At 71.0% G+C, this 3202-nt stretch carries 3 protein-coding genes; all 3 read right to left on the reverse strand.

Annotated elements, in window-relative coordinates; genetic code table 11:
* Positions 1-45: 45 nt before the first annotated feature.
* The 3 genes from ACWGH4_RS33355 to ACWGH4_RS33365 all read right to left on the reverse strand — a co-directional run bounded on the left by ACWGH4_RS33355 (position 46) and on the right by ACWGH4_RS33365 (position 2827).
* Positions 46-1074, reverse strand: a complete 1029-nt coding sequence (locus tag ACWGH4_RS33355) for a methyltransferase (protein ID WP_453467444.1) — start codon at positions 1072-1074, stop codon at positions 46-48.
* Positions 1075-1126: 52 nt separating this feature from the next.
* Positions 1127-2191 carry a right-handed parallel beta-helix repeat-containing protein gene (locus ACWGH4_RS33360; RefSeq protein WP_453467446.1) on the reverse strand — a complete coding sequence of 355 codons (1065 nt, stop codon included), beginning with the start codon at positions 2189-2191 and terminating at the stop codon, positions 1127-1129.
* A gap of 90 nt (positions 2192-2281) precedes the next feature.
* Positions 2282-2827 (reverse strand): hypothetical protein, encoded by a 546-nt coding sequence (locus ACWGH4_RS33365; protein WP_453467448.1) that lies wholly within the window; start codon positions 2825-2827, stop codon positions 2282-2284.
* Between the last annotated feature and the right edge of the window lie 375 nt (positions 2828-3202).

Raw genomic sequence — 3202 nt, forward strand, 5'->3', positions numbered from 1 at the left:
CTCCCGCGGGGCCGACGGCGTGCACTCGCCGGTCCTGGACGCTCCTCAGTCCGGGACCACGCTCTCGAACAGATGCAGATAGGCGTTGACCGGACGGACCTCGCCGACGAGCAGTCCGGCGTCGGACATCCGGCTGACCATGCTCTGCCGGGTGTGCTTGGCGCCGCCGACGTTGAGGAGCAGCAGCAGGTCCATCGACGTCGTGAACTTCATCGACGGGGTGTCGTCGACCAGGTTCTCGATGACGAGCACCCGGGCGCCTGGGCGGGCCGCCGCGACGATGTTGCGCAGTGTCCTGCGGGTGCTGTCGTCGTCCCACTCCAGGATGTTCTTGATGATGTACAGGTCGGCGGCGACCGGCATGGCCTGCCGGCAGTCGCCGGGGACGATGTCGGCCCGGTCGGCGAGCGAGCCGCCTTCGAGCAGCCGGGGGTCGGCCGCGGCGACGACACGGGGCAGGTCCAGCAGGGTGCCCCTGACGCCCGGGTGCCTCTCCAGCAGCTCCGCCAGCACATGGCCCTGGCCGCCGCCGATGTCCGCGATCGTCTTCGCCCCCCCGAGGTCGAGCAGTTCGGCGACGTCCCGCGCCGACTGCTTGCTCGAGGTGGTCATGGCCCGGTTGAAGACATGGGCCGATTCCGGCGCGTCCTCGTGCAGATGGTCGAAGAACTCCTTGCCGTAGATGTCGCTGAAGACGCCGCCGCCCTTCCTGACCGCCTCGTCGAGCAGCGGCCAGGCGTCCCAGGTCCACGGCTCCGTGCACCAGAGCGAGATGTACCGCAGGCTGTGCGGGTCGTCCTCGCGCAGCAGTCGTGACATCTCGGTGTGGACGAACCTGCCGTCGGCGTCCTCCTCGAAGATGCCGTAGCAGGCAAGGGCGCGCAGCATCCTGCGCAGGGCGCCGGGCTGTGCCTTTACTTCCGCCGCGAGCTCCTCCGCGGTCGCCGGCGCGTCCCCGAGCGCGTCGGCCACGCCGAGCCGGGCCGCCGCGCGCACGGCGGCGGCGCAGGCCGCGCCGAAGACGAGCTCTCTCAACCGCATGGCGGGCAGAGTGGTTTCGCTTGCAGTGGTCATGCCGCATCGGTCTTTCGTGAGTGGCCGGGGCCGGTCGGCACCGTCCGGACGGTCAGCACAGGCCCGCGGGCTCGGAGAGTCCGCACATGTTCCGGCTGAAGACGTTGCCGGTGCCCTTGGTGTCGCGGTTGGCCAGGTCGGCGGCTCCGTTGCCGAGGACGACGTTGTTCCGGACGACGTTGTCGGTGCCGGCGGCGCCCACGATGCTCTTGAAGAGGACGATCCCGCCGGACATCGGGGCGGAGCCCACGTTGCCGCGGATCAGGTTCCACTCCACCAGGGTGTCCTCGGTGCCGGTGAGGACGATGCCGGTGCCCTGGATCTCGGGCAGCCGCGCGGTCTTGTCGCAGTGCTTGTTGTTCTCGCGCACGCGGTTGAAACGGACCGTCAGGGCGCCGGCCCGCGGGGTCGTCTCGTCGCCGACGAGGAACGCGCCGGCGCAGTTGCCGGTGATCTCGTTGGCCTGGACGGTCAGGTTGCGCACGCGGCGGATCGTGGTGCCGATGCGGTTGTCGACCATCAGGTTGTTCGCGACGACCGTACCCTTGGTGTCGATGGCGCCGGACTCGGCGCTGACGGTGTTGGCCACGAAGATGCCGGCGTCGCCGTTGCCACGGACGACGTTGCCCCGCAGCACCGACCGGGTGGACCGCTCCTGGGCGATGCCCCAGGTCCCGTTGTTCTCCGAGGTGACCCGGCGCACCGTCAGCCGGTCGGTCCAGGCGGCCCAGAGGCCGTTCTTGGCGAATCCGCGGAGGGTGAGGGAGCGGACCTGTACGCCTTCGACGGGCTGCTTCGCGGTGCCGATGACGCAGATGCCGTTGCCCGCGGCGGCACAGGTGTCGACGGCGGCAGCGGTCTTCGACGGCTTGAGCACGGTCGCGCTGCCCGCGCCCCGCAGGGTCAGGCCGGACTTGGTGATCCGGACGCTCTCCGTGTAGGTGCCGGCCGCGATGTCGATGGTGTCGCCCGGCTGAGCGGCGTCCACCGCGGCCTGGATCGACTCGCCCGGCAGAACCTGGTGACTGACGGCGGCGCTGGCGGGAGCCGCCGCGCCGAGGCCGGACGCGACGAGCAGAGCCGCGCATCCGAGCATGGTCGTTTGTCGCTTTGTCATAAACCGAAGCTATGCGCATTTACGACGAAATCGACACAAACCACGCCTGGGCGGGCTTGTGTCGCCCACCCAGACGCGGCCGGAGAGTGATCAGGCCTCTTCGAAATAGGCGTCGAGGACCGCGTCGAGCTCCTCGGTCCACTCCTTCAGGCGCCCCCTGGCCGGGGCCTCGACGTCCGCGTTGAACCAGCGGTTGGCCGCCACATGGACGGTGACGGTGAACCGGCGCCCGAACCGTGCCGGCCGCACCTCGACCGCGCCGATCTCGTCCCAGCGGAAGTCCGCCTCCTGGTCGTCCAGGGTGAAGCGGATGCCGGACCGGTCGGCGGCGATCGAGCCGCGGCGGTCACGCACCTCGAAGGCGGGGCCGTCGGCTGAGGGGGCGTCGGCTTCGCCGGTGGCCTCGTCCGTGGGCTCGCCGTCGCCGTCTGTCGCGGTGGCCGTGGCGTCCGTCTCGGCGTCGTCGACGTCGTCCGGCGCGCTGTCCGGCCCGGTCCCGGCGTCGGGCCCCGTGGCCGTGCTCTCCTCCTCCCTCTCCTTTACGGCGGGCGCCGGCCCCGAGAGGACGGGGACGAATGCCGGATCCGTCCCCACGGCGATATCGAGCTTCGTCTTCGGATCTATCTGCTGCTCCACGGCGGGCAGTATGGACGACGAAGCTGTACGAGACCAATGTGGTCCGCCGATCGGCTTCCGCCGGCCTCGTTCGGTCTTGCCGGGGCCGACGCGCGTCAGAGCGGAGGGTCGTACGGGCCGGCTGGGCGCAGTCGGTGTCGGACACCTCGATCCGGACGACGCCCCGATCGGCGTGGCACACGAGGTGCGGGGTCGAAGTCCCGTCCGGGTGCGCGGCCGTTGAGCGGCGTTCACGGCGCGTTCGGTGGTCTGCTGACCCCGCTCGGCCCGTCACTTCCCCGGGAACCGGCCGCCCAGGTACGCCGGTTCGGCGTCAGTGAGCGGCGCCTCGACAGCGCGGCCGGCTCCGGCTCCGCCTCCGGCCCGGGCCGGAGG

The organism is Streptomyces sp. NPDC054847, assembly GCF_053610925.1.